Source organism: Marinobacter nanhaiticus D15-8W (assembly GCF_036511935.1).
Classification (GTDB): Bacteria; Pseudomonadota; Gammaproteobacteria; order Pseudomonadales; family Oleiphilaceae; genus Marinobacter_A; species Marinobacter_A nanhaiticus.
In genome coordinates, this window is record NZ_AP028878.1 from 2,824,224 (window position 1) to 2,848,688 (window position 24,465).

Sequence of the window (24,465 nt, forward strand, 5' to 3'; positions counted from 1 at the left end):
ATGAAAGTCCTGATTCTCGGAGGCACCGCCGAAGCCAGCGCCCTGGCCCACACCCTGGCGGCCCACGACATTCCCGCCGTTTTCAGCTACGCCGGCCGCGTCGCAACGCCCAAAGCGCAGCCCATACCGACCCGCATCGGTGGATTCGGCGGCGTCGACGGCTTGATCAGCTACCTGTTTGCCTGCGGCATCACTCATATCGTCGACGCGACTCATCCATTCGCCGGGCAAATGAGCCGCAATGCGGTTCTCGCCGCGAAGAGCACTGGAATCCCCTTGATTGCCCTGACCCGTCCACCCTGGCAACCGGTCGAAGGCGATCGCTGGCATCATGTCCGCGATATCGATGCCGCAGTCGATGCCGTTGCGGGCGAGCCCCGGCGCATCCTGCTCGCCATCGGCCGGATGCATCTCGAGGCGTTCCGGGATCAGCCACAGCATCACTATCTCCTGCGGCTGGTCGACACGCCGGAAAACCCCATGCCGCTCCCCGACTGCACGGTGACCATCGATCGCGGTCCGTTCACGGTCGAAGGCGACCTTCACCTGCTCCGGAAACACCGGATCGATCTGGTCGTTTCCAAGAATGCAGGCGGGCAAGGTGCGGCTGCCAAGATCACGGCTGCCCGTCAGCTCGGCCTGCCCGTGTTGATGATCGATCGTCCCGCACTGCCTGAGCGCCGTGAGGTCCACGATAGCGATGCGGTCCTGGACTGGCTGCATCACGGCGCCGACCTCGGCGTGTAAACCAGCGGTGCTCCGTGCCGTTCGATAACGCGGGTCAGGCTCGACCCGACGATCACCAGCGTGCGCATATCCGCCATATCCGGTGTGGCGTCAGCCAACGTCGTTACGCGTACCGATTCGTCCGCGGTGGAAACGGCACGGGCAAAAACGATGACCCTATCCTGATCACACGCGTCCCGCAGGATATCCAGCGTCCTGGCGAAGCCCTCTGGCCGGGCTTTTGAACGCGGGTTGTAAAAGGCCATGGCAAAATCCGCCTCGGCGGCGAGGCGCAACCGCTTCTCGATCAGCGGCCAGGGTTTAAGGTTGTCCGAAAGATTGATGCAGCAGAAATCATGCCCCAGAGGGGCGCCTACCCGGGCACTGGCCGCGAGCATGGCGGAGATACCGGGCAATACCCGGATATCGAGGGTCTGCGAAGCCGGATCGCCGGCTTCAAGCGCCTCGAAAACCGCCGCTGCCATGGCAAAGATACCCGGGTCCCCGGACGACACCACCACGACCTTGCGGCCTGCCGCAGCCATTTCCAATGCGTGGGACGCACGTTCGATTTCCTGCCGGTTGTCGGTGCTGTGGCGAACCAGCCCGTCCCGAGGGGGTATGCGCTCGACGTAGGGTTTGTACCCGACGATATCCGTGGCTTCGGCCAGGGCCTCGCTGACTTCAGGCGTAATCAATTCGGCCGAGCCTGGGCCAAGCCCGGCAATAACCAGCGATCCGGTCACGGCCGTCTCCCGTTACCATGGATGAGCAGGATCGAGAAGTAAGGCGCAATATCCCCCACCTCAGTAAACGGCACCACCCGTTCCTCAGCCATTGCGGCGTATTCGATCAGCCAGGCTTCCCCGGTGCGGCCGGCGTGCTCAAGGGCCCGTCGAACCTTGTTTAGATTGCGGCCGATTTTCATGATGACCAATGCATCGGTGCGGGCGATCCGATCGGCCAGGTCAGCCTCCGGTAAGGTACCCATAAGCACCGTCATCACATCATCGCCCCAGGTGACCGGCTGCCCGGTCGCCGTCCAGGCGGCGGACATTCCCGTGATGCCCGGCACGACCGAGACGGGTACGCGGCCGTTCAGACGGGTGTACAGATGCATAAAGGACCCGTAGAAGAATGGATCGCCTTCGCACAGCACCACGACGTCTTCACCGGACTCGGCAATCTCCACCAAGCGCCTGACGCTGGCTTCATAGAACTCGGCCAATAACGCGTTATAACGCGGATCGCTGAACGGGATTTCCGTCGTGACCGGGTACTCCATGGGCAGCTCGACGGTGGCAGCTGCCAGCATACCGTCAACGATACTCCGCGCGTGGCCGGTGCGCCCCTTCTTGCGGAAATACGCGATGTGTCGGGTCCCGCGGATAAGCCGGTCCGCCCGCACGCTCATCAGATCCTGGGCGCCAGGACCAAGGCCGACCCCGTAGATTCGTCCAATCTTCATTCTTTTCTATCCGCGATAGCATTGATGGCGGCGACGGTTACGGCACTGCCACCGAGACGCCCGCGCACGATACAACAGGGCGCGACGTTACTGTCCCAAAGCGCCTCCTTCGATTCAGCAGCGCCGACGAAACCCACTGGACAGCCGATAATCGATGCCGGGCGCGGGCACTGGGGATCCTCCAGCATATTGAGCAGGTGAAATAGCGCGGTGGGTGCGTTGCCGATCGCGACGACCGCACCGTCCAGCCAGGGTCGCCAGAGTTCGACCGCGGCGGCAGAGCGGGTGTTGCCCATCTCCTGCGCGAGCTCCGGCACCCGTTCATCCCAGAGCGTGCAGATGATGCGATTATCGGCGGGCAGGCGCGCCCGGGTAATCCCCTCGGAAATCATGCGGGCATCGCACAGGATAGGCGCGCCCTGCTCCAGCGCAGCGCGTGCGCGGGCGACCACGTCGTCACGAAACAGGATATGTGGCGCGAGCTCGACCATACCGGCCGCATGAATCATGCGTACCGCAATCTGTTCCTCGTCGACAGCAAAACGTTCAAGGGCGGCTTCACGCCGGATGATGGAAAAAGACTCGCGGTATATCGCTGGCCCGTCCGTTTCGTAGACGTGGGGCATTAATTAACTCCGAAATAGGTTAAGACTTGTGATTCGGTCAGGTCGGTGACATCCGCTATCCCGTCCGCTCGACCTTGGAAAATCAGCTGGTAACGGCCACTGTCTCCAACGACACAGACGTCTGCCGGCTGGCGACGCGCGCAGCCCTTGCTGCAGCCAGAAACGTGCAGACGGCCGGCAACGTGACGACTCAGGCTATTGGCGAGTTCGCGCGTCGCTACCGTCGCTTGCTCGCAGTGCGGTGCGCCCGGGCAAGCATCGACCCGCAATTGAGGCGCATCGTCGTTATCCAGTAGACCGGGCAACGGACGGACTTCAGCCCCCTCAACCAGGAGCCGCCGCCAGGGTGTTACACGAATGCCGGTCACGTACTCAGGCCCCACTGCATCGCGTAGCGCCGCTGCCTCCACCTGGCCGAAGGTCAGGCCATAAACCGCTCCCAATGCGTGATCGCCCAGAGATAGCGGCCGTCGCGGCGTAGACGGCGCCACCTGCGCCTGAGCCCAAGGTGGCAACGGCTGCGAATGCCGGCTCATGCGTCCACTGTCGGCTCCCCCTGTTGCCATGAACCAGCGTGCGAGTCGAATGATTAGGTCGACCGCACCGCGTTCCGAATGGGCGACTGTGCCCGTAGCGTGGCCGTCAGCCCGGACGATCAGCTCCCCTGTCAGGCCCCGCTCTATCCGGAAATCGGCAGAATCCCCGGCCAGTATGGGGTTCCTGCCCGCGTCGATGGCAAAGCCGACTTTGGCCGGAAGGCTGGGCAGTTCTGACAGTCGTTCGAGCAGTTGTCGGGCGAGACGATCGGTAACGTCCCCCGCCCCCCAGTCCGGCGCCAACAGGAGGTTGCGCTGGCCTTCACGCGCTGGATCGCTATCCACCAGCCCCGCCCCCATCAGCATATCCAGCAAGGGTCGCCAGTGCTTTTCCTTCACGCCTCGCAACTGCAGGTTTGCACGGTTGGTTAAATGGATAATGCCGTTGCCGAAGGTTTCCGAGGCCTCGCAAAGCGCCAACACCTGGTTTCGGTCCAACATGGCCCGCTCCGGGCGCACCCGCACCAGCAGTCCGTCCCCCGAAGGCATTGGCCGCCAGGCTCCGGGACACCAGCCCTTGATCGAGATATTATCGGCCATGACTGACGGCTCCGGTCATCGCTGTTTCGTTGACTTCGTCCAGCTCCAGCAACAAGTCCTGCAGTGCCTCTTTGTGGTCACCCGGTTCCTGCCAGAGCCCTCGTTGCATCGCTTCCAGCAGACGCTCGGCCATCTCCTCCAGGGCATCACCATTGTGCTCACGCAGGAACGCCTGGTTGCCCGGATCGAAAACCAGGGCATCGGCGACCTGGGCATACTGGTAGTCGGCGACCAGATCGGTTGTGGCATCATAGGCAAACAGGTAGTCGATCGTCGCCGCCATTTCGAAACCGCCCTTATAGCCGTGTTCCCGCATCGCCTCGATCCACTTGGGATTGAGTACCCGGGAACGAATCACCCGGTTGAGTTCCTCGTTCAGCGTGCGGATGCGGGGCTGGGCCGGATTGGCATGGTCGGCATGGTAGATGGACGGAGCCGCACCACTCAGGCTTCGGGTGGCGTTGGCCATGCCCCCCTGGAACGCGTAATAGGTATTGGAATCCAGAATGTCATGCTCGCGGTTGTCCTGATTCTGGAGCACGGCTTCCAGGCCTGAGAGCTGGTGTTCGAAATCCGAGCGCGCTTCGACGCCGGATTCCGAAGCCTGGCCATAGGCGTATGCGCCAGCACCGATGTAAGCTTCCGCCAGATCATCCCTGGTATCCCAATGCCGGCCATCGATCAGGCGGTTGAGGCCGGTACCATAATTGCCGGGTTTGCTGCCAAAGACGCGATAGCTGGCCTGCCGGAAAGCCGCATCAGCGTCGATACCCTCGGATTGCAACTGCGCCTGACGGGCGCGGATCTGGTTGCGTATCACGTTGTCCTCGCCCGGTTCCTCATAGTTGGCTACCGCCTGGACCGCGGCGTCGAACAGGCGGATCACATTCGGGAACGCATCACGGAAGAAGCCCGACACCCGGAGCGTCACGTCCACCCGTGGACGCTGCAGCAGCATGGTCGGGATGACCTCGACATCGATGACCCGCTGCGAACCCAGCGACCAGATAGGTTTGACGCCCATCAGCGCCAGCGCCTGGGCAATATCATCCCCGCCGGTTCGCATGGTCGCAGTGCCCCAGATCGACAGCCCCAGACGCCGTGGATAGTCGCCGTTGTCCTGTAGGTAGCGCTCGATAAAGGATTGCGCAGACTTCTCCCCCAACTGCCAGGCTGCGGGGGATGGAATCGCCCGGTTATCGACGGTAAAGAAGTTGCGACCGGTAGGCAGTGTGTCCAGGCGACCCCGGCTCGGTGCGCCACTCGGACCCGGCGGAATGAAATAACCCTCGAGTCCGTCCAAAAGCGACTGGATTTCCATTTCGGCACCCTGGGCCATTGCGGACAGCACCGCGTCACGCCCATAACGGCATTGTGCAGCCGTGGACGGATAGTCGCGGATCAACTCATCCAGGGGCTCGCCATCGACAATGAAGCGCCTGACGATCCGGTGAGCCAATAACTCGAGCCGTTCACGGGTATCCGCCCCCGTGCGCCATACCGTGCCGTCGAGTTCTTCAAGAACGTTCGGCCTGGGACCTTGCCAGGGCACGGCGTTCTCGGCCAGCGGGTCGAACGTACCATCCGGGGAAAGGCCGAGATCATGCGACAGGTTATGGAGGATGCCCCGGTACTCCGGCTCACTGCCCCGTGGCAGTCGTAGCAACGCCACCAGCGTGCCGGTGAGCTTATCGCTTTCGGGCAAGGTTCCGAGAATATGCAGGCCGTGACGAATCTGGGCTTCCTTGATGTCGCACAGGTAGGCATCAAGGTCGTTCAACAGGGCCTCGTCGTCACGTCCTGTTGGATCGGCGGCATGACTGAGTTCCTGGTCAATCCCGGTCTGACGCAGGTGCTCCAGGATCGTTTTGCGTAACAGGTCTTCCCGGCGCGGGTCCATGCCCAGCGCCTGGTAGTATTCGTCCGTCAACGATTCCAGTTCCGCCATGGCGCCATAGAGCTCGGCGCGGGCCATGGGGGGCATCAGGTGATCGATAATCACCGCCTGAGACCGGCGTTTGGCCTGCGCGCCCTCACCTGGGTCGTTGACGATAAACGGGTAGAAGTGCGGTAGCGGTCCAAGGGCAATATCCGGCCAGCAACCGGATGACAACGCCGTGCTCTTGCCTGGAAGCCACTCCAGGTTGCCATGCTTGCCGACATGGATGACGGCGTCCACCTTGTAGTGCTCGCGCAACCAGGCGTAGAACGCCAGATAGCTGTGAGGCGGCACCAGGTCGGTGTCATGGTAGGTCTCGGTGGGATCATCGATAAAATCCCGCTCCGGCTGGATACCGACGAAGGTCTCCCCCAGGCGGATGCCGGCAATCATCAACCGACCGGCGCGGTGCTTGGGGTCCTGTTGCGGATGCCCCCAGCGAGCCCAGACCGCCTGCTGGGCGGCCAACGGCAACGTCTGGAACCAGGCCAGATAATCCTCGACCCCAATACTCTGCCAGCACGGACGCTGATCGATGGAACCAGGAGCGTTGGTCACCGCACCCTGCAGGGCGTTGATTAACCCATCTCCGTCTTCAGGAAGATCTGCTATCGGATAGCCCGAGGCCGCCAGCGCCTCGAGGATCTTAACCGTGGAGGCCGGTGTATCGAGGCCGACACCATTGCCAATACGGCCGTCGCGATTAGGGTAATTGGCGAGGATCAGTGCGAGGCGTTTTTCGGCGTTGGGTTTGGTCCTCAGGACGCAGAAACGCCGCGCCAGTTCGGCAACGAATGCTGCGCGGTCAGGCTGGAGCACATGACGAATGACCGAAAGCTGGCAACGTTCGCTGTAGTGTTCCTCGGCCTTGAAACCAATCGCCCGGGTAATTACACGCCCATCCATCTCGGGCAGCACCACCTGCACGGCTACATCGCGGCTGCGTAGCCCGCCGGCCTGCGCCTCCCAGTCATCCTCGGTACTACTGGACAACATCGCCTGCAGCACCACAGGGCGACCCACAAACATCCCGTCCGTCTCGTTGCCGGTCAGCGCGTCGATATCCTCGGGGCCACGATTCACCGAAAAACTGGTGGTGTTGACGACCAGCATTGCACCCGTTTTTTCGATGAGGTGATTCACATAGGCCACGCAGGCCTCTTCCTTGAGTGAGGCAACCGCAACCGGCAGTGCATCGAAGCCCTTGTCGCTGAGTGCTGCGACCATACCGTCGATCACCTGGGTATTCGCGCCCTGCAGGTGGCTCCGGTAGAAGACCAGCAAGCACACCGGGCGCGCCGGGGCGTGGTCGGCACGCCAGTCCGCCAAGGTAATCTGCTGCCCCCTCCCGAATGAATCCGGCGCGTAAAGAAGCGCATCAGGTATCGACTTCGGTTCCCGCCACGCGCCGGGTCGTTCCAGGCATTGATCACCAATAAAGCAAAGCAGCTGCTCGGCGTTGTCCACGCCACCTTCTCGCAAATAGCGCCAAACGCGCCAGGCGGTATCGAAAGGTACGGTGGATGCTTCAAGCAATTCGTCGTCTGGCGCATCGCAGCCGGGTACAACGATCAATTGGCGCTCCGGAGACGCTGCGGCCCAGGCCAACAAACGCTCGTAACCATATTGCCAGTATGAGGTGCCGCCAAGGAGGGAGAGAATAACCAGGCGCGCATGATCGAGCACCCGATCCTCATACAGATCGTAGGCGGCGGGTTTGACAAGGTTCATCCAGTTCGCCAGCCGCACAGACGGGTAACTTTCATCCAGGCGTTCGGCAGCCTGCGCCAGGGCCGACAGGCTACTGTCGGCGGCGGAGAGGATAACGATGTCGCCCGGGGTCTGTTGCAGATCGACGATACCCTCGTCGTCGACGAAACCTCCGGGTTTGGCGGCAAAAAGATGCATCAGGCAGCGGTGGTTTCTGCTGTGGTCAGGGCGTCCTTGAGTTTAGCCGGGTCAAATCCTCGACCGATGATGACGAGTTGTGTCCGGCGCGCCTCTTCCTTGCCCCAAAGCCGGTCGAAGTGGGTATCGAGTCGCTTGCCCACCGCCTGGACAACCTGGCGCATCGGCTTACCGGGTAATGCCGCGAAGCCCTTGGCCCGATAGATCCTGTAGTCTTTCAGGAGTTGCTGCAGAGCGACGGCCAGGCGGTCACCGTCGACCTCGCCCAGGGTAATCACGCAGGAATCGAAATGGTCATGGGCGTGGTCGTGATGGGCGCCCTCGGCGTGGTAGCGGTCATGGTGATTCTCGATCTCGTCGATGGTTTCCTCGCTGGCCGCGGCGATACCCATCAGCGCCTCCAGTTTCGCGCTGTCGTCAGCGAAGGTTTCCCGGTCGATAAACAGCGTCTTCACCGAAGCCGGTACACGCTGCTGCACGACGTCTTCGACCCGCTTGCGTTCTTTCTCGGACAACAGATCGGTCTTACTGACGATCACCAGGTCCGCGGCACCCAGCTGGTCATCCAGCAACTCCTTCAGGCTCGGGTCGTGGTCCAGGTTTTCGTCCGCAAGACGCTGCGCTTCAACCTTATCCACATCAGCGGCATAGCGGCCTGCGGCCACCGCGGGGCCGTCGACGACCGTAATAATTGCATCCACAGTGCAATGCTGGCGGACGTCCGGCCAGTTGAATGCCTGGACCAGGGGCTTGGGCAGTGCCAGTCCGCTGGTTTCGATCAGGATATGATCGATCTGATCCCTGCGCTCCACCAGCTTCTTCATCACCGGCAGGAATTCTTCCTCGACGGTGCAGCAGATGCAGCCGTTGGCCAGCTCGTAGACACCGCTTTCCTCTCCGTCGATTGGGGTTTTCCCTTCACCGCCCTCTTCACTACCTTCTTCACACCCCAGGGAACAACTGCGCAGGACGTCCGAGTCGATATCCTGCTCGCCGAACTCGTTCACGATCACTGCGATGCGCTTGCCGGTGACCTGGCGCAGAATGCTGGCCAGCAGCGTGGTCTTGCCGCTACCCAGGAAGCCGGTGACTACCGTGGCGGGTATCTTGTTCAGTTGCATCGTCAGGCTCCTTGAATGGGCTGCAGATCGGTTGCCGCTGATTCCGTGAGGAACAGTTTGGCAATGGCCGTCGGGTTGTTTGGAAAATAAAGGTGCAGATAAGAGGCCGTCAGGCGACGCGCCCGATAGATGGCTTCGCCCGGGGCGGGATGGCGCTGGCGTTGGCCATGGGCAATGGGTTCCGGTGTGCCATGGCTGACCGAACGATGATGCGCATGACCGCGAACAGGTCCTTCCGGCAGGTCGGCGGTCTGCATTCCCTGGCAACCACGACGGCCTTTCATCGCGCCCTGCCCGGCCAGCAGGCCCAGCATTTCATGGATCTGGTCGTCGTAGTCCGTCAGCGTTTCCAGGCAGTAAAGCAGCCCACCGCATTCGGCCAGTATGGGTTTATTCGCCATGAAGAAGGCCTGGATGGCAGCTTTCATGGGTCGGTTGGCTGCCAGTTCGGCGCCATACAGCTCCGGATATCCCCCGGGAAGCCACAATGCATCGCAACCGGGCAGTTCGCCATCCGTGATCGGCGAGAAGAAACGGAGCTCCGCGCCCAGTGCTTGCAGCAAATCCAGGTTGGCCTGGTAGATAAAGCTGAATGCAGCATCCCGCGCCACACCGATGGTCAGGTCTTTCAGTGCTTCCGGCGGCATCGCGATGCCATCGACCGGAGCCTCGAAAACCACGGGTGGCACCCGCAACAGTGTGTCTGCCAGCCCCTGGGCTTCGAGTACCCGGGCACCGGCTTCGAAGCGGGCTTCCAGCTCGTCGCGGATCTCCTCTGCCTGCACCAGGCCCAGGTGCCGCTCCGGCAGCGCCATATCCGGGTCCCGTGGAACAGTCGCCAACAAAGGAATCGATGCCGGCAGCGCGGACTCGATCAATTCGCGATGCCGTTGGGAGGCGCAAGCATTGGCGATCAGGCCCGCAACGGTGATGTCGTCACGGAACCCGGCGATGCCGGCGACCAGCGCCGCGGCGGTTTGCGCCATGCCTTTCACATCCATGACGATTGCCATCGGCAGTTGGAAACGTGCGGCCAGATCCGCGCTGGACGGGTCGCCGTCGAAGATCCCCATGGCGCCTTCCACAAGGATCAGGTCCGCTTCCCGGGCCGCTTCGAACAGGCGCTGACGGCAATAAGCCTCGCCGGCCATCCACAGATCGAGTTGGTCCACCGGCTGGCCTGAGGCTTGCGCCAGCACCAACGGATCAAGGTAGTCCGGACCGGTCTTGAACACGCGCACCACCTTGCCCTGGTTGCGCAAAAGGCGGGCGAGCGCCGCTGTGACGGTCGTCTTGCCCTGCCCGGATGCCGGGGCCGCGATAAAGATCGCCGGGCAGACCGCCCGCGCTGTAGAGGCCTGGTCACTAGCCATCAGAATTCGATCCCCGGCTGAGCCTTCACGCCCCCGCGAAAGGCATGACGTTCGTCCTGAACGGTACTGATGGTGTCGGCGATGGCCTGGAGCGGCTGCGCCATGGTGCGACCGGTGATGATGACGTTCTGATGATGTGGGCGCTGCCGTAAAGCTTCGACGATAGGCTCGGGCTCCAGGTAGCCGTACTTGAGCATGTAGCTCATTTCGTCGAACACGATCAACTGGTAATTGGGGTCTTTCAGCAGACCCTCGGCAATCGACCATGCGGCCTGTGCGGCTTCGATATCCTTTTCGCGGTCCTGGGTTTCCCATGTAAAGCCGTGACCCATGATGTGCCAATCCAACTGGGGATGATCCCGGAAGAACAGGTATTCGCCCGTCTCCCGCCGACCCTTGATGAATTGGATCACCGCACACCGGTAGCCGTGCCCGAGCGAACGGGCCAGCGTACCGAAGGCAGAGCTGCTCTTGCCCTTGCCATTACCTTTGAGCAGGATCAGCACGCCCCGCTCTTCAGACGCCTTGGCGATACGTTCATCGACCACGTCCTTCTTTTTCTGCATGCGCTCACGATGGCGACTGTCGTTCACGAAGCCTCCCTATTAACTGGCAGACGGGCGAATGGCATCTGGACTGGAAACGCCTGATAAAAAGCGCCCAGTTGCTTTGCAATGACGTCGGCGCGACCGCGCTTGACCGCAGACTGTTCGGCGTCGATAACCATGCACTCGCCCAGAGCCGGAACGTCGCTTACGGACTGGCGGGTGCGGCCATCGGTAATGAGGTACGTCCGGATTTGCAGGCCCGGCTCGCGTCGCTGCCACTGGCGTATGGTGCGCGCAGCCTTGAAGAGTGCATCCCGCAACGGCGTTCCACCGCCGCCGGGTAAGGAGTCCAGCAGACCCACCATGTCCTTGGGTGCGCGCCGACGCGGCAAGACATCGGCCACCTGATCGTTACCGAACCCCATGATGGCGAGTTGGTCACGCGTCCCGTAGGCCGCTTTAGCCAAGGACTGGACAAGACCTTTGGCACGCCCGAACAGACGCCGGCCCAAGGTGGAGCCGGAAGTGTCCAGCAAAACCAGATGCACGATGGGTTGGCCCGCACGGTTTCTCTGGAATTTCAGCTGCTCAAGCGGCCACTGGCCGCGATTCGCTACCAGCGTGGCAAACCAGTCCGGCTTGCGGGACATATCCGCCGGGCTCCGGCGCCCCAGCTGCCGCCCCTTTCTCGTGTTCCCAGACCGGTCGGCCGTGGTTTTCGATGCGTGCTTTTGTAGCCGGGACGACGCTTCATTAGGAACAAAGGGCACAGCCTGGGTTCGCTCGTTGACAGGCGGCATAGCGCCCCACTGCCCTTGCTCAGATTCAGGTGGCGCATTGCCAGTGTCGGATGACGGGTTCCCATTCCGTGAAGAAGGGTCGCTCCGAGGAGGTGGAGGCGGATTGCCCGGCGCCTCCTCTGGGGTGTTGCGTCGATGGGCCAATACCCATTCTTCCACCGCGTCCAGGTCTTCCCGCTCGATGGCGTTGTCGCAGCGCCAGGCAGCATGCGCCTGGGCGGCGCGATGCCAGGTTACATCCGCCCGCAAACCTTCCACCTGGGCCGCTTCACAGCGAGAAGCGATGTGCTCGTAAACCCAGGGTTCGGCGACCACCGAAGATAATCTGTCCGTGGCTGCGCGGATCCGCTCGGTAACCGCGTGCTGCCGATCGGCGTAATCGGCAGCGAAACCCTCCGGATCGCGCTCGAATGCTTCCCGCTGCTGCACCACCGCGATGCGTTGTGCTGCCGGAAGCGTCTTCTCCAGTTCGACACACAGGCCGAAGCGATCCAGCAATTGCGGGCGCAGCTCGCCCTCGTCCGGATTCATCGTGCCGATCAGGCTGAATCGCGCTGGGTGGGAATGGCTCAGACCGTCCCGTTCGACGACATTGATACCGCGTGCGGCGGCGTCGAGCAGCAAGTCCACCAGGGTATCGGGCAGCAGGTTGACCTCATCGACGTAGAGCACGCCGCCATCGGCTTTGGCCAAAAGGCCCGGCTGGAAGGCAACATCCTGCTCAGAAAGGACCTGTTGCAGGTCGAGGCTGCCGACAAGACGATCTTCGCTCGTACCAAGCGGCATGTTGATAAACGGTGGGTGCTGTCCATCGTCGCCTGGGGGCAGTACGTCGGCCAGACCGCGGGCGAGCGTGGACTTCGCGCTCCCACGGGGGCCGGATATCAGGACGCCACCAATCCGGGGATTAATGGCGTTCAGGAGCAAGGCGGTCTTGAGCGCGTCCTGGCCGACGATGGCCGAAAACGGAAACTCAGGCAGTAGCTTCGTCATATTGATCGGCTGACGCTTTGTAGAGGCGTTTCAAGGCAATGGCGCTGAGAACTCCGGCCAGCAACCAGAAGACCAGATTGGTCACACCCGTGGCCCAGATGAACTGCTGGTGCAGTTCGGTCAGCGCCGCCACCGCTTGCGGGTCAGGATGTGAGAACAGCGGGCCCTCATGGGCTGGCACGAAGAGATAGGGAATGGCCAGCAGCGGAATGCCCGCCAGCTTCATCCAGCCGCGAGCCAGCCCTACCAGCCCCAGACCGGCGACGACCATTAGTACGGTAAAGACCCACCAGAGCTGCCGCGCTTCAAGGGGCGCAGCAGCCGAGCCGGGGACCTCCGGTGGCAGGCCAAGCGACGGCGCTACGAAAACCGCGAGGAAGCCCAGCGCTCCGATCAGCAACCCCCGGGAGGGCGACAACATCATTTTTCCGCGCTCACGCAATTGGCTCATCACGACCAGCAGGACAGCGGAAAAACCGATGCCGGCAAAGATATTGGAAACGGTGGTGTAGAACGTACGCTCGGCGCCATCTTCAGGTGCCCATGCGTCGTCGCCATGGTGATGCCCACCCGCCGCTTCCTCATGGTGATGGTGAGCTGCTTGTTCACCACCGCTATGTTCGTGTGCAGCCGGCTCGCCGGCCCCCTCGAACTGTTCGGCGTTCAGCAGAATGGGCGTGACGCCGACAGCCTGCACGGCGGTAACGAGCAGACCGAGAACGACGCCAATCAGGCAGGCACTAAGAATCAGAGAACGGAACATCAGTTTCCCTCCAGGGACGGATTTGTCGTAGCAAAAACGTTCAGTTATCCGTCGGTATGGCTCTCGAATACCGAACAGACCGCTGAGACTGACTAGGCAGACAAATTCAGTGGCAGGGAAACACGAAGCTGTGACGCGTGTCGTGCGCTGCGTTATGCGCTTCGCTCATGGGGAGGAAGCCAACCGCAAACAGGACGACGATACCGAACAGCAGGACCCCGGCTTTCTGGCCGAGAGAGGAAACCTTGATGGAAGAACCGGTTGCCCGGTCACTGGAAGATGAGCTAATAGCAGACATGATGTAACTCCCCGGTGCCCGCCGCACCACAATGGAAAACACGACATAACAGGCCGGTCTTCGGGCTCAAAGGGGACAGCCTGGAGGCAGTCATCGTCTGCACCTTCCCGGCTCGCGCCAGTGGTATTTGCAGACTACGCCTTTATTACCGATGCGGGGGCAGCGATGGAATTGGCCTGAGCGGCCGCACCATACTTCCCGATTATCCCCTGAAGATCAGGGGCACCTGTCCGTAGAGCGATCATCCTAATCCATTGATCGGATGGTAGCAACGCTGTCAGCGTCGCTGGAGAAGTGAAATGAGTTCGTCGCCGGGCGCAAGGCCGGCACCCCAGCGGTTGCGGTGGACGAGCTCTTCAAGAGATAAGCGACTGCGCCATCCCTTGGCCTGCAATTCGGGCTGATCGAGGAATTCGCTCACATAGCCGAGACAAAGATAGGCCAAGGGGTACACGTCCTCGGGCAACTTCAGCACCTGGGCCAGTTCCTGCTGATCGAGGATGCTGACCCAACCGACGCCGATACCTTCTGCCCTCGCCGCCAGCCAGAGGTTCTGGACTGCCAGGCAGGTACTGAAAAGGTCGGTCTCGACGATCGTATTGCGTCCAAGCACATTCGGGCCGCCGCGACTACGGTCACAGGTGATGCACAGGTTCATCGGACTCTCGAGGATGCCCTGGAGCTTCAGGCTACGATAGGCTTGGGCGCGATCACCGGCATAATTTTCCGCAGCGCGCTCGTTTTCACGTTCGAAGATGTCGAGGACTTCCTGCCGCACTTCAACGCTATCGATTACCAGGAAATCCCAGGGCTGCATGAAGCCCACCGACGGCGCGTGATGGGCCGCCTCAAGTAGGCGCACCAGGATCTCGTCGGGAATCGGGTCCGGCAGGAACTGTGAGCGCACGTCCCGGCGTTCCTGAATGGCTCGGTAGAGGCCACGCTTCTCCTGTTCCGGGAAGGCGTTCTGGTTGTCTATGCTCATGCGCTTGTCTTACTCCCCAATCCCAGTTGTTTCCTGAGCCAGCCGGTGTCCAGTTCCTGCTCGAGATGGTCTGCGAGGCGGTCCAGTTGAGTCAGCCGGTGTTGCTGGTAATCGACAGCTTGATGCTCGCCCAGGTGTCCCCAGGCGGAAAGCAGCGTGTCGCAGACGCCTGGACGATCAAAGATGCCGTGGACGTAGGTGCCCGTGACCTGCCCGTCCCGGCTGATGGCGCCATCCGGCCGGCCATCGAGATCGATTAAGGGAGCCTGTAACGCCGCGCCGGTGGTCACGCCATTATGCATCTCGTAGCCCTTCAGCCGGGCTTCCCGTCCGCCCAGGCGAAGTACGCCCGACACATCCCGCAGCTGCTTGCCTGCAACCATACGCGTGTGCATCGGCAACAGCCTTAACCCTTCGGTCTCACCCGCCATACTTTCAAGGCCATCCGGGTCGGCAACGGTCTCCCCAAGCATCTGGAAACCGCCGCAAATGCCGAACACATGGCCGCCATAGCGTAGGTGCCGCTGGATCGCCTCGACCCAGCCTTGTGCCTTGAGCCAATCGAGGTCGTGCCGGGTGTTTTTGCTGCCGGGGAGAATAATCACGTCTGCTGGCGGAATCGCACGCTCTTCGCCGACGAAGCTAAGCTCTACACCCGGATGTAAACGAAGTGGATCAAAGTCATTGTGGTTACTGATACGCGGCAGGCGCGGGACGACGATCTTGAGGCCGTCCTTTCCGCCAACACCATCGAGTCCGACGCTATCCTCGGCGTCGAGCAAGAGTCCATTGAGGTAGGACAGAACGCCCACGACCGGCTTGCCCGTGCGTTTTTCAAGCCAGCGCAGTCCGGATTCCAATAGTGCCGGGTCTCCCCGAAAACGGTTGATCACGAAACCCACGATGCGATCGCGCTCGGCGGGCGAAACCAGTTCCAACGTCCCCACCAACTGGGCGAACACGCCACCGCGGTCGATGTCGCCGACAAGCAATACTGGACAGTCGGCAGCCTCCGCAAAGCCCATATTGGCGATATCATTGGCGCGAAGATTGATCTCGGCGGGACTGCCGGCGCCTTCGGCGATAATGACATCGTATCGCTCGTCGAGGGCCCGCCACGCGGCCATCACCGACTTGGCCGCCTCGGCCTTGAAGCCATGGTAATCCAAGGCATCCATATTGCCGTGTACCTGTCCGCGAAGGATGACCTGGGCGCCCCGGTCGCTCTGGGGCTTTAGCAGCACGGGGTTCATGTCGCTGTGGGGCTCTAGGCCACAGGCCAGCGCCTGCAGGGCGGTTGACCGGCCGATTTCGCCACCGTCTATGGTGACCGCGCTGTTCAGGGCCATGTTCTGGGGTTTGAACGGCGCGACCGATACGCCCTGCCGAGCCAGCCAGCGGCACAATGCGGCGACCACGGTGCTTTTGCCCGCGTCGGAGGTGGTGCCCTGGATCATCAAGGTCGTCATGTCTTTGGTTTCGTCCCCTTTTCTATTCTATTGGTTCATCGCGGATTGGCGTGACAGGGGTCCTCCACACGAGTCGTAAGACCATGGGCACCTTCGGCGCCTCAGAAGCTGAAGCATCTGCTACATGCTCGAGTTATCTGGGAAATGTGGCCGACGCTTCAGCTTCGGAGCAGCCCGACGGGCTGCCGTTCCCCGAAGGCGTCCGATTACACGGAATCTCACTAAAGCGTGATGAACCTTATATTAAATGGTTATCCGGCGCTTCCCAGGAGCGAGGCCAACGCGCTTTCAAGACGCGCCCAGTCGCGTTCTGCGCCGGGCAGCCCGAAACGTAGCGCAGCAGGGTTGTCGAAACGACGGACAAGGATGCCCTGCTCTGCCAATCCGTCTGCAATCGCGTGCGCATTGGCGACATCAACGTACCGAAATAATGCCGTGCCCGCCGAGAGTGGGAGTCCAGCCGACTTAAGCAGGCTATCCAGCCTTCCGGAATGGTCACGAAGCCGAACTTGCATCTCTGCCGGCCAAACGCGATCTTCAAGCACCTTCGCCATCACAAACCGCGCAGGGTGGCTGAGTGACCAGGGGCCCAGGTGGGCTTCGAGTGCGCTCACAATATGCCGATCACCGAATACGGCACCGGCCCGCAGACCCGCGAGCCCAAAGAATTTTCCCAGGGACTTGAGCACCACCAGTCCTTCCCTGTCGGCGGCAGACGCCAGGCTGTCCGAGAATTCGTCGGGGAGGAGGAAGGCCTCATCGATCACCAGCCAACCACCCCGTTCGCATAGCCGATCATGCCAATGCAGGAGCTGAGAGCGGTTCCGCCGGTCGCCGGTAGGGTTATTAGGGTTGATCCAGACCAGAACGTCGAGTTCATCGAGCCACTGCTCATCATCGTCAGCGCGTGAAGGGTCAACCGGGACAATCGTGTGCCCGGATTGGGCCCAGCAGCGGGCATGCTCCTCGTATCCGGGGACAGGAACGCCTACCCGGCAGGGCTCGCGCAAACGTGGCAACGTCTGGATGACCGACTGGCTACCTGGCACCGGCAGACAGCTTGCGGCCTGCGGTGCTCCGCTCCAGGAACGCAGGATGTCGGCAAGACCATCGTCGTCCTCCGGTAGTCGCTGCCAGACAGCCCCCGGAATCACCGGGACTGGCCAAGAATAAGGATTGATGCCCGTAGACAGGTCGAGCCACTGCTCACGCGGTATACCCCAGCGACGGGCCGCTTCGCCCAACCGGCCACCGTGATGAAGTGGTTCCCGAGAGTCCATGGTTTCTCCTAGGTCAGGTCCAGCAAGGCGATGGCGAAGAGGACCGCCACCCAAAGGGCGACGCCTCTGTAGACCAACGCGATCGCGGCTTCGATGGTATCGGCGGTCGGTTCGGGACCTCCACCCAGGACCGGGCGCTCGCGCATACCTTCGCTGTAGGGCGCCGGGCCGCCCAGGGATACACCGAGTGCTCCGGCACCTGAGGCCATCACCGGGCCTGCATTGGGACTCTCCCACTGCCCGCCCTGTCGCCGCCAGCACTGCCAGGCGAGGGATGTCTTTCCCACGAGGGCGTAAGTCGCCGCGGTGAGGCGTGCGGGAATCCAGTTCATCACGTCATCCAGTCGCGCGGCAAAACGACCGAAATGCAGGAAGCGTTCATTCCGGTAGCCCCACATCGCATCTAGCGTGTTGACCATGCGGTGCAGTAGCAGCCCTGGCAGGCCAGCAATGACGAACCAGGACAGACTGGCGAAAACGGCATCGGCGCCATTTTCCAGCATGGATTCGGTTGCCGCCGTAGCAATACCTGCTTCCGAAAGGGTTTTAGGATTTCGGCTCACGATTCGGCCGACCGCCTCTCTGGCTGCCTCGAGGTTGCCCTGCCCCAAAGGCATTGCGACGGCACGACCATGTTCGGCAAGACCTCTTAGTGAAATCGTCAACCAGAGCAGGATCACCTCCAGTAACCACGAAAAGGGTTCCGGGAGCCAGAGGGTCACCAGCCAAACCAACACCAGAAACGGGACCGTTAAAAGACCAAGCCCTAGCGCGCCTCGCGCCACCGACCCGGGTCTCGAGTTCAATCGCTGCTCCACGCGTGCGGCAAGATTGCCGAACCCCACGACAGGATGCCAGCGCCTCGGCTCACCCAATCCATGATCCAGCAGAACGGCAACCAGACAGATGACAGCCGACTCAATCAACGCGCTTCCACCTCACGCTTTACCTCAAAAACAGCACTTCGGCTGAAAATGGCCCCAGGGCATGAGCCCCCCGCAAAAACCGCACAGTCTACTGGACGGCTCGGACCTTGACACCATCTAGCGTGACACCGTCACCCAGACGCCACCACCTTGACACTGCCACAGGCGCGTTAGACCATCTTCCGCCCGCTTCTCCGCCAGGACCCATGAATGACTTTACCCACCAGTTGGACCCAAGCCCTCCCCGATCCGGATCGCGCATTCATCGAGAGAGCTGTCGCCCATCAGGCGACGCTCACCAAGCCCCCGGGTTCACTGGGCAGGCTCGAACAGCTCGCCATCGACCTCTGCGGCCAACAGGCGCGCGAACAACCCTCTGTCGATCGGGTTCACATCAGCATATTTGCAGCGGACCACGGTGTTTGTGAGGAAGGTATATCGGCATTCCCGCAGGCCGTCACTGCGCAGATGATCGCCAATTTTGCCAACGGTGGTGCGGCGATCAGCGTGTTGGCAAAATCTCTTGGCGCCAGTCTTGAGGTCGTGAATCTGGGGACCGTTGGCGATACACCTGCCGACTTGCCCGGTGTGATCGATCTGCAGATTGCACCCAGCACCGTCAATATGGCCAAAGCACCTGCAATGACGCCCGAGCAGCTCGCCTCCGCCCTCCAGGCTGGCGATCAGGCGGCACAGCGGGCTTCGGATAACGGCGCCGAGCTTTTCATCGCTGGCGACATGGGTATTGGCAACACCACCGCGGCGGCGGCGCTGGCTTGCGCCCTGCTTGAAGCTTCGCCGGAGGAACTCGCTGGCGCCGGCACTGGCCTTACTCCCGAAGGTGTCGCTCACAAGGCCAGCGTCGTGAATAAAGCCATCTCACGGCATGGCGCTGATCGGGAGCCCGCGAACATACTCGCCTCGCTGGGCGGATTCGAAATTGCGGCGATCACAGGCGCGTTTCTCGGTGCCGCGCAGCGTCGGATGCCGATCCTCGTCGATGGGTTCATTGCCTCTGTTGCCGCGCTAGTCGCTATGCGACAACAACCCTCACTGATCAACTGGCTGCACTTCGGCCATCGGTCAGCCGAACGCGGCCACCAACGGGTATTGGCAGCGATGCAAGCCAAGCCATTGCTGGATCTCGGCATGCGCCTGGGGGAAGCCAGCGGCGCGGCGGTTGCCGTTCCGCTAATGCGCCAGGCCTGCGCTCTTCACAACCAGATGGCCAGCTTTGCCGATGCCGGCGTGAGTGACGGGAGCTGAAAATGAGCCAGAACTATACGTTGATCGATCTTATACGCCACGGCGAGCCGGAAGGTGGCCCGAAGTTCCGGGGCACCCTGGACGACCCGCTTAGCACGCTGGGCTGGCGACACATGACCGAGGCCACGCGTGACGACAACGACTGGGATGTCGTGGTTAGCTCCCCGCTCAGAAGGTGCCGTGAATTCGCCGAAAAACTGGCCACGGAGCAGAATTTGCCGCTAACGATCGAAGAAGGTGTTCGCGAGGTCAGCTTTGGCGAGTGGGAAGGCAAGACCAGCGCCGCGGTGGCAGAAGCCTACGGCGACCACTTGAAGAACTTCTGGTCCAACCCCGTGGATCACACCCCACCCGGAGGCGAGGCCCTGGGTATTTTCCACGAACGGGTGATCGAAAGCTGGAACGGCATAATCGAAAAACACGAGGGACAGAAGGTGCTGCTGGTCTGCCATGGGGGCATTATCCGCATGATCCTGGCCGAAGTGCTCGGAATTCCCCTCGAACGCTCCTTCTCGGGTTTCGCCGTGCCCTTCGCCTGCCGTAGCCGCATTCGTATCGACCGTACGCCTCACGGCACTTTCTTTGCGCTATTGAGCCACATACCCCTGGCCGAGGACGACTAGCCGTTCAGTACGGAAGTTCTTCTTTCAGTGTCAGCGGAAGGCCGGCAACGCTCATCAGGACGCGATGGCAACGTGCGCCCAGCTCCTGATTGAGCAGCCCTATTTCGTTGCAGAAACGGCGTGTCAGCGAGTCCATGCCGATGGTACCCAGCCCGACCTCGTTGCTGACGATAACCACAGAGCCCGGGTATTGCTCTAGAGCAGCCAGGAACGCCTCGCGCTCTATCCTGAACATTTCATCACCCGCGAAAAGCAGGTTGCTTATCCAGAGGCTCATGCAATCGACTAGCAGGCACGGCGGATCAACGGATTCCGCCTGACGGTCAAGCACTTGCCCGAGGGCCGTTGGCTCTTCTTCCAGCCCCCAGTGAGATGGCCTTAGTGAGCGATGGCGGTCGATTCGGCGAGCCATTTCCTCATCGCCTGCCGTTGCGGTTGCTACATACACCACTTTTGACCCCGACTCGGCTGCCGCTTTCTCCGCCAGGGCCGTCTTGCCCGACCGGATGCCGCCGATCACCAGCGTTTTTCCACCCATTCCATACTCTCTTTACCGATGCCTTGCGGCATGACCCCGCCAACGGAATAAACAAATCAACATACCAGCTTCACCCCGAGTTGACCTGTCAATTCAAGCAATTGCCATTAGAATGCAGGTCTTCATTCGAGCAGAAGGTCCAATAGTGAGCCAAGGTAGATCCCGACTCCAGCAGGAATGGCAAACGTTCTGGCTTGCGATCAGCTTCCTGACACGCATTCCAATACCGATCAAGATCGATTACTCGCAGCGATTGATGAATAACTGCAGCATGTATTTCCCGCTCGTCGGCCTGCTGCTTGGACTGATCTACGCCAGCGCCTTCACCCTATTTCAGTACACGTTTACCCCGCTGGTCTCGGTGCTTGCCGTGATCATGCTTCATCTCTCGATGACCGGGGCCTTCCACGAAGACGGCTTGGCCGACAGCATGGATGCACTCGGCGGCGGCTATACGCTCGAAGACAAACTCCGCATCATGAAGGACAGCCGGATCGGCACCTACGGCACCATCGCGCTGATCATGGCACTCGCACTGAAAACCGCCCTGCTACTGGACTCGGACACCCTCTGGTTGGCGCTGCTGGTCGCACCCTGCGTGTCGAGACTGACTCCCTTGCTGTTGATGCGGGCCCTGCCGTACGTCACAACCTCGGACACCAGCAAAACCAAACCGGTGGCAAGCGGTTTCCCGCCTGACCGACTGTATTTCGCCGTTGCCTTTACCGCGGTGGTTGTAGTGGCGGCTTTTGACGACCAGCCTGAACTCATCGTCGCAAGCTTGATCGCCACAGGCGGTGTCGGGCTGATTTGGGGCGGCTACCTGAAATCCCGATTGGGCGGCTATACCGGCGATACCTTGGGAGCTTGCGTGGTGCTTTCGGAGCTCGTCCTACTCGCTGGAATGATGTAGCCGTTCGGAAGCGCTTTATTCCCGAAGCCACCATTCGCTTACGGCGCGAGCCGAGCCAGCTAAGCAGAAAGATTCAAGAAAACGAAATGAAGCCAAGGATAATATACAACCGTATATTATTCCTGAGAGGCCAAGCCAATGACTACGAGGTTGGGAAGCGGCCGAGAAGTCAGCCAATCATCTGGAAGGAAAAGAGAAAATGGCGGTGGGCCAGGGATTCGAACCCCGGGAGGGCTATTAACCCTCGGCGGTTTTCAAGACCGCTGCATTCAGCCACTCTGCCAGCCCACCGACTCGCAAAAAGCGAAGCTGCCGTGCGACAGCGGGGTGCATGATACCGGAATCGAGTGCCCTGTCAACGCTTTGCCTAAGCTTTCGGTAATTTCATAAACGGAATATGAACCAAGCAAACGTGCGCCGGTCCAAGCTCGCAAATAAAGCGCAAAATCGCGCGATAAGACGTTGAAACTTGCACGATTGGCCTTATCATGAGTGTAGGTTCTAACTATAGAAGCTCTACCATCTGAACTGGAGATTATGATGGACGACAGACGTTTCGATGTTCGTAACAGCCAAGGCGGTGCCTACGCGGCCAGCCAGGCGGGACGTGCAACGGGCATTAGTGCGGACGCCCATCGCGTACTGCGCAACACTTATACCCTACTGGCTTTCACCCTGCTGTTCAGCGCGGTGATGGCCGGTGTATCCATGGCGATCGAAATGAGCCGCGGCGTCAGCCTCATGTGCAGCCTTGGCGCACTGGCGCTGATCTGGCTGGTTCTGCCACGTACAGCAAACAGTTCCGCGGGTATCGGCGTGGTCTTTGCCTTTACCGGCCTGCTGGGCCTTTCACTGGGTCCGATCCTGAACCACTACCTGGCCATGTCCAACGGCGGCGCCGTCGTCATGCAGGCGCTGGGTGGCACCGCTGTCGTCTTCCTGGGCTTGTCCGGCTACGTCCTGACCACCAAGAAGGACTTCAGCTTCATGGGCGGCATGCTGATGGCAGGTCTGCTGGTGGTTGTGATTGCCGCAGTCGGTTCACTGGTTGCCGGCCTGTTCGGTGTCGATGTGAGCATGTTCAGCCTGGCGATCAGCGCTGCAATCGTGCTGCTGATGTCTGGCTTCATCCTGTATGACACCAGCCGCATCGTGCACGGTGGCGAGACCAACTACATCCTTGCGACAACAGGCCTTTACCTGAACATCTACAACCTGTTCGTCAGCCTGCTGCACATCCTGGGCGCCTTCAACGGCGACGACTGATACCCAGCATTGAAGCAGCGGCACCTAAACCCCGGCATGTCCGGGGTTTTTTAATCCCGGAATAGACCGGGGTAGTTGATCGCAGCGGTATAAAACGTATTGTGAGCGCCATGACGACTTCATCCCATTCCTTCACCCTGGTCATTACCGGCGCGCCATACTCCAGTCAAGCGCCTCAAACCGCGTTGCATTTCGCCAGGGCCGCATTGGACGCCGGACATAGTATCACCCACGTGTTCCTCTATGGCGATGGCGTTCACCTGGCCTCGGACCTGGCCTGCCCACCCAGTGACGAAGCGGACTGGCCCAGCCAATGGAGAGACTTCCTGACCGGAAATCAGATTCCCGCGACCTGCTGCGTGGCATCGGCCCTTCGCCGCGGGTTACTGGATGAGACTGAGGCCAAACGCTACGAGCGTGATGCGTCGAATGTATCCGTACCCTATCGCATTGCCGGACTGGGTGAATGGCTCGAATCCAGTCAGTCGAGCTCCCGAACGCTCTACTTCAATGGGAGCCACTGACATGGATCGACGTTATCTCTTTGTTATCGACCGAGCTCCCTACGGCGACTGGAGTGGTCGCGAGACGCTGGACATGGCGCTCTCAGCTGCAGCGTTCGATCAGCCGGTCGCCCTGCTCTTTACTGAAGCGGGCGTAAACTGGCTGAGGGAACAACAGCACCCGACGGCTATCGAGCAGAAAACGGTGTCGCGCAATCTCTCGGCTGCCGCCCTGTTCGGGATAGAAGCCCTTTACGCAGATCAGTCCAGCCTTGATCGCTTCGCTATGACGCAAACCGATCCGTCACTGGACGTCACTCCCATAACCTCCATCCGGGAGGTCGAAGACCAATTTACTGACGTGGTACGCCTGTAATGTCCTGCCTGCACATCCTCAACAAGGCGCCTGGAGAACCCCGGTTCGACGCCTGTCTTTCAGGCCTCACTCACGGTGACACGCTCCTGCTCATCGAAAACGCCGTCATCGCCGTTGTCCATAACACGACCGATTGGCCAGAAGGGGTGAAATTGAATGTGCTGCTAGACGACCTCGAAGCCCGGGGTCTGAAGGATGCCGCCGTCGGTAAAGCGTGGCTTTCCGTCGATTATCCCGGGTTCGTCACCTTGACCACAGAATCTGAAAAGGTAGTGTGCTGGTAATGTCATCGGTAATGCCCCCCCGCAACAATGAAGGTTTCCTGGAAGATCCCATGCTCTGGTCGCCAGCGGTTGCCGAGCAGATCGCGTCTGAATCCGGTATCACGTTGACCGAGGCCCACTGGGAAATCATCCATATGCTGCGGGACTTCTACGCCGAGCATGAAATGGCGCCGCCCGCCGCTCGCTTCTTCGTAAAGGCTGTCAAACAGGCGTTTGGTGAGGAAAAAGGGAACAGTATCTACCTGATGCAGCTGTTTCCGGGGACCAGCGCCGTCAAAGTGGCGTGCCGCATTGCCGGTCTGCCGCGCCCGACGAACTGCCTGTGAGAGGCCAAACC

General features: G+C 61.0%; 25 protein-coding genes, 1 tRNA gene and 1 riboswitch. Of the genes, 9 read left to right on the forward strand and 17 right to left on the reverse strand.

What is annotated here, in order from left to right:
- The gene (locus RE428_RS12615) at positions 1-747 is read left to right on the forward strand and encodes a cobalt-precorrin-6A reductase (protein ID WP_004582374.1); all 747 of its coding nucleotides are present in this window, start codon (positions 1-3) and stop codon (positions 745-747) included.
- Here RE428_RS12615 and cobJ read toward each other — a convergent pair.
- The 15 genes from cobJ to cbiB all read right to left on the reverse strand — a co-directional run bounded on the left by cobJ (position 723) and on the right by cbiB (position 18,359).
- Positions 723-1,472: a precorrin-3B C(17)-methyltransferase gene (gene cobJ / locus RE428_RS12620; protein ID WP_004582375.1), complete on the reverse strand. Its 750-nt coding sequence runs from the start codon at positions 1,470-1,472 to the stop codon at positions 723-725. The two genes, RE428_RS12615 and cobJ, sit on opposite strands and share 25 nt — an antisense overlap.
- Complete coding sequence (locus RE428_RS12625) at positions 1,469-2,194, reverse strand: precorrin-2 C(20)-methyltransferase (RefSeq protein WP_004582376.1); 726 nt, start codon at positions 2,192-2,194, stop codon at positions 1,469-1,471. The genes cobJ and RE428_RS12625 overlap by 4 nt, the downstream gene beginning before the upstream one ends.
- Positions 2,191-2,820, reverse strand: coding sequence for a precorrin-8X methylmutase (locus RE428_RS12630; protein ID WP_004582377.1), 630 nt, complete (start codon positions 2,818-2,820; stop codon positions 2,191-2,193). The genes RE428_RS12625 and RE428_RS12630 overlap by 4 nt, the downstream gene beginning before the upstream one ends.
- Positions 2,820-3,956 carry a precorrin-3B synthase gene (locus RE428_RS12635; RefSeq protein ID WP_004582378.1) on the reverse strand — a complete coding sequence of 379 codons (1,137 nt, stop codon included), beginning with the start codon at positions 3,954-3,956 and terminating at the stop codon, positions 2,820-2,822. The genes RE428_RS12630 and RE428_RS12635 overlap by 1 nt, the downstream gene beginning before the upstream one ends.
- The gene (gene cobN, locus RE428_RS12640) at positions 3,946-7,803 is read right to left on the reverse strand and encodes a cobaltochelatase subunit CobN (protein WP_004582379.1); all 3,858 of its coding nucleotides are present in this window, start codon (positions 7,801-7,803) and stop codon (positions 3,946-3,948) included. Before cobN ends, RE428_RS12635 begins: the two co-directional genes overlap by 11 nt.
- Complete coding sequence (gene cobW, locus RE428_RS12645; RefSeq protein WP_004582380.1) at positions 7,803-8,924, reverse strand: cobalamin biosynthesis protein CobW; 1,122 nt, start codon at positions 8,922-8,924, stop codon at positions 7,803-7,805. Before cobW ends, cobN begins: the two co-directional genes overlap by 1 nt.
- Positions 8,925-8,926: 2 nt before the next feature.
- On the reverse strand, positions 8,927-10,297 hold the full coding sequence (locus RE428_RS12650) for a cobyrinic acid a,c-diamide synthase CobB (protein WP_004582381.1): 1,371 nt from the start codon (positions 10,295-10,297) through the stop codon (positions 8,927-8,929).
- The gene (gene cobO / locus RE428_RS12655; protein ID WP_004582382.1) at positions 10,297-10,890 is read right to left on the reverse strand and encodes a cob(I)yrinic acid a,c-diamide adenosyltransferase; all 594 of its coding nucleotides are present in this window, start codon (positions 10,888-10,890) and stop codon (positions 10,297-10,299) included. Before cobO ends, RE428_RS12650 begins: the two co-directional genes overlap by 1 nt.
- Positions 10,887-12,638 carry an AAA family ATPase gene (locus tag RE428_RS24490; RefSeq protein WP_004582383.1) on the reverse strand — a complete coding sequence of 584 codons (1,752 nt, stop codon included), beginning with the start codon at positions 12,636-12,638 and terminating at the stop codon, positions 10,887-10,889. Before RE428_RS24490 ends, cobO begins: the two co-directional genes overlap by 4 nt.
- Positions 12,619-13,401, reverse strand: coding sequence for a CbtA family protein (locus tag RE428_RS12665; protein ID WP_004582384.1), 783 nt, complete (start codon positions 13,399-13,401; stop codon positions 12,619-12,621). Before RE428_RS12665 ends, RE428_RS24490 begins: the two co-directional genes overlap by 20 nt.
- Before the next feature lie 106 nt (positions 13,402-13,507).
- A complete protein-coding gene (locus RE428_RS12670) occupies positions 13,508-13,699 on the reverse strand; it encodes a CbtB domain-containing protein (RefSeq protein ID WP_004582385.1) in 192 nt (63 codons plus the stop codon).
- Positions 13,700-13,733: 34 nt separating this feature from the next.
- Positions 13,734-13,943: riboswitch (cobalamin riboswitch) on the reverse strand.
- Positions 13,944-13,976: 33 nt separating this feature from the next.
- Positions 13,977-14,684: a 5,6-dimethylbenzimidazole synthase gene (gene bluB, locus RE428_RS12675; protein WP_004582386.1), complete on the reverse strand. Its 708-nt coding sequence runs from the start codon at positions 14,682-14,684 to the stop codon at positions 13,977-13,979.
- A complete protein-coding gene (locus RE428_RS12680; RefSeq protein WP_004582387.1) occupies positions 14,681-16,153 on the reverse strand; it encodes a cobyric acid synthase in 1,473 nt (490 codons plus the stop codon). The genes bluB and RE428_RS12680 overlap by 4 nt, the downstream gene beginning before the upstream one ends.
- A gap of 251 nt (positions 16,154-16,404) precedes the next feature.
- Positions 16,405-17,433 (reverse strand): threonine-phosphate decarboxylase CobD, encoded by a 1,029-nt coding sequence (gene cobD / locus RE428_RS12685; protein WP_004582388.1) that lies wholly within the window; start codon positions 17,431-17,433, stop codon positions 16,405-16,407.
- Positions 17,434-17,441: 8 nt separating this feature from the next.
- Entirely contained in the window at positions 17,442-18,359 is a 918-nt protein-coding gene (gene cbiB / locus RE428_RS12690; protein WP_004582389.1) for an adenosylcobinamide-phosphate synthase CbiB, read from the reverse strand.
- A gap of 210 nt (positions 18,360-18,569) precedes the next feature.
- Between cbiB and cobT the strand changes: the two genes are divergently transcribed.
- Entirely contained in the window at positions 18,570-19,625 is a 1,056-nt protein-coding gene (gene cobT, locus RE428_RS12695) for a nicotinate-nucleotide--dimethylbenzimidazole phosphoribosyltransferase (RefSeq protein WP_004582390.1), read from the forward strand.
- 2 nt (positions 19,626-19,627) lie between these two features.
- The gene (locus tag RE428_RS12700; protein ID WP_004582391.1) at positions 19,628-20,248 is read left to right on the forward strand and encodes a histidine phosphatase family protein; all 621 of its coding nucleotides are present in this window, start codon (positions 19,628-19,630) and stop codon (positions 20,246-20,248) included.
- Positions 20,249-20,252: 4 nt separating this feature from the next.
- On the opposite strand, the gene cobU is transcribed toward RE428_RS12700, so the two are convergent.
- Positions 20,253-20,786, reverse strand: coding sequence for a bifunctional adenosylcobinamide kinase/adenosylcobinamide-phosphate guanylyltransferase (cobU, locus tag RE428_RS12705; RefSeq protein ID WP_004582392.1), 534 nt, complete (start codon positions 20,784-20,786; stop codon positions 20,253-20,255).
- A 145-nt stretch (positions 20,787-20,931) separates the two neighbouring features.
- Between cobU and cobS the strand changes: the two genes are divergently transcribed.
- Positions 20,932-21,699, forward strand: a complete 768-nt coding sequence (gene cobS, locus RE428_RS12710; RefSeq protein ID WP_004582393.1) for an adenosylcobinamide-GDP ribazoletransferase — start codon at positions 20,932-20,934, stop codon at positions 21,697-21,699.
- Positions 21,700-21,899: 200 nt separating this feature from the next.
- On the opposite strand, the gene RE428_RS12715 is transcribed toward cobS, so the two are convergent.
- Positions 21,900-21,990: transfer RNA gene (locus RE428_RS12715), tRNA-Ser, on the reverse strand.
- Between the two features lie 249 nt (positions 21,991-22,239).
- Between RE428_RS12715 and RE428_RS12720 the strand changes: the two genes are divergently transcribed.
- The 5 genes from RE428_RS12720 to RE428_RS12740 all read left to right on the forward strand — a co-directional run bounded on the left by RE428_RS12720 (position 22,240) and on the right by RE428_RS12740 (position 24,454).
- Complete coding sequence (locus RE428_RS12720; RefSeq protein WP_004582394.1) at positions 22,240-22,965, forward strand: Bax inhibitor-1/YccA family protein; 726 nt, start codon at positions 22,240-22,242, stop codon at positions 22,963-22,965.
- A gap of 110 nt (positions 22,966-23,075) precedes the next feature.
- Entirely contained in the window at positions 23,076-23,489 is a 414-nt protein-coding gene (gene tusD / locus RE428_RS12725) for a sulfurtransferase complex subunit TusD (protein WP_004582395.1), read from the forward strand.
- 1 nt (position 23,490) lies between these two features.
- The gene (locus tag RE428_RS12730) at positions 23,491-23,844 is read left to right on the forward strand and encodes a DsrE family protein (RefSeq protein ID WP_004582396.1); all 354 of its coding nucleotides are present in this window, start codon (positions 23,491-23,493) and stop codon (positions 23,842-23,844) included.
- Positions 23,844-24,128: a sulfurtransferase complex subunit TusB gene (gene tusB / locus RE428_RS12735; protein ID WP_004582397.1), complete on the forward strand. Its 285-nt coding sequence runs from the start codon at positions 23,844-23,846 to the stop codon at positions 24,126-24,128. Before RE428_RS12730 ends, tusB begins: the two co-directional genes overlap by 1 nt.
- Positions 24,128-24,454 carry a TusE/DsrC/DsvC family sulfur relay protein gene (locus RE428_RS12740; protein ID WP_004582398.1) on the forward strand — a complete coding sequence of 109 codons (327 nt, stop codon included), beginning with the start codon at positions 24,128-24,130 and terminating at the stop codon, positions 24,452-24,454. The genes tusB and RE428_RS12740 overlap by 1 nt, the downstream gene beginning before the upstream one ends.
- The last annotated feature ends 11 nt before the right edge of the window (positions 24,455-24,465 follow it).

Excerpts from the sequence above, each read along its gene's own strand:
- cobN (WP_004582379.1), bottom strand. The coding sequence starts at position 7,803 with ATGCATCTTTTTGCCGCCAAACCCGGAGGTTTCGTCGACGACGAGGGT.
- RE428_RS12700 (WP_004582391.1), top strand. The coding sequence starts at position 19,628 with ATGAGCCAGAACTATACGTTGATCGATCTTATACGCCACGGCGAGCCG.
- cobT (WP_004582390.1), top strand. The coding sequence starts at position 18,570 with ATGACTTTACCCACCAGTTGGACCCAAGCCCTCCCCGATCCGGATCGC.
- cobD (WP_004582388.1), bottom strand. The coding sequence starts at position 17,433 with ATGGACTCTCGGGAACCACTTCATCACGGTGGCCGGTTGGGCGAAGCG.
- RE428_RS12630 (WP_004582377.1), bottom strand. The coding sequence starts at position 2,820 with ATGCCCCACGTCTACGAAACGGACGGGCCAGCGATATACCGCGAGTCT.
- bluB (WP_004582386.1), bottom strand. The coding sequence starts at position 14,684 with ATGAGCATAGACAACCAGAACGCCTTCCCGGAACAGGAGAAGCGTGGC.
- RE428_RS12615 (WP_004582374.1), top strand. The coding sequence starts at position 1 with ATGAAAGTCCTGATTCTCGGAGGCACCGCCGAAGCCAGCGCCCTGGCC.
- tusD (WP_004582395.1), top strand. The coding sequence starts at position 23,076 with ATGACGACTTCATCCCATTCCTTCACCCTGGTCATTACCGGCGCGCCA.
- RE428_RS12650 (WP_004582381.1), bottom strand. The coding sequence starts at position 10,297 with ATGGCTAGTGACCAGGCCTCTACAGCGCGGGCGGTCTGCCCGGCGATC.
- tusB (WP_004582397.1), top strand. The coding sequence starts at position 23,844 with ATGTCCTGCCTGCACATCCTCAACAAGGCGCCTGGAGAACCCCGGTTC.
- RE428_RS12740 (WP_004582398.1), top strand. The coding sequence starts at position 24,128 with ATGTCATCGGTAATGCCCCCCCGCAACAATGAAGGTTTCCTGGAAGAT.
- RE428_RS12670 (WP_004582385.1), bottom strand. The coding sequence starts at position 13,699 with ATGTCTGCTATTAGCTCATCTTCCAGTGACCGGGCAACCGGTTCTTCC.
- RE428_RS12730 (WP_004582396.1), top strand. The coding sequence starts at position 23,491 with ATGGATCGACGTTATCTCTTTGTTATCGACCGAGCTCCCTACGGCGAC.
- RE428_RS12680 (WP_004582387.1), bottom strand. The coding sequence starts at position 16,153 with ATGACGACCTTGATGATCCAGGGCACCACCTCCGACGCGGGCAAAAGC.
- RE428_RS12720 (WP_004582394.1), top strand. The coding sequence starts at position 22,240 with ATGGACGACAGACGTTTCGATGTTCGTAACAGCCAAGGCGGTGCCTAC.
- RE428_RS12625 (WP_004582376.1), bottom strand. The coding sequence starts at position 2,194 with ATGAAGATTGGACGAATCTACGGGGTCGGCCTTGGTCCTGGCGCCCAG.
- RE428_RS12635 (WP_004582378.1), bottom strand. The coding sequence starts at position 3,956 with ATGGCCGATAATATCTCGATCAAGGGCTGGTGTCCCGGAGCCTGGCGG.
- RE428_RS24490 (WP_004582383.1), bottom strand. The coding sequence starts at position 12,638 with ATGACGAAGCTACTGCCTGAGTTTCCGTTTTCGGCCATCGTCGGCCAG.
- RE428_RS12665 (WP_004582384.1), bottom strand. The coding sequence starts at position 13,401 with ATGTTCCGTTCTCTGATTCTTAGTGCCTGCCTGATTGGCGTCGTTCTC.
- cobW (WP_004582380.1), bottom strand. The coding sequence starts at position 8,924 with ATGCAACTGAACAAGATACCCGCCACGGTAGTCACCGGCTTCCTGGGT.
- cobU (WP_004582392.1), bottom strand. The coding sequence starts at position 20,786 with ATGGGTGGAAAAACGCTGGTGATCGGCGGCATCCGGTCGGGCAAGACG.